Consider the following 351-nt stretch of genomic DNA (forward strand, 5'->3'; position numbering starts at 1 on the left):
ATGAATGGAATTTTAATGAGCATGACCGGATCCATGCTGGGACGGCCATTGTCTGCACTGTATTTATCGATCACAAGTTCATAGATAAAACTCCAGTCGATTGCCTGGTCAATCAGGCGCAGCAGATGATCCTGCGGAACAAGGTCATCCATGCAGAACATCTGAATCTGTTCTCTTTTCTTATCTGCATTCTGTGTCATCATAGGAAACACCGCCTTTATTTTGATACTTTCATTATACCAAAAAAGTAGTGAAAAGTCCCGTAAATACGGCATTTTCACTACTTCTTATATGCTTGTAAGTACATAATTTTTGCAGTCATGACACAAGAAAAGCTCCCTCGCAGGAAGG

General features: G+C 40.7%; 1 pseudogene. It reads right to left on the minus strand.

Going from position 1 to position 351, the window contains the following annotated elements:
- Positions 1–203, minus strand: a pseudogene (locus DW835_RS03250) (IS5/IS1182 family transposase); the annotation flags it as partial.
- Between the last annotated feature and the right edge of the window lie 148 nt (positions 204–351).

This window comes from Clostridium sp. AM34-9AC, assembly GCF_003480225.1.
In the GTDB taxonomy this organism is placed as follows: Bacteria; Bacillota; Clostridia; order Lachnospirales; family Lachnospiraceae; genus Acetatifactor; species Acetatifactor acetigignens.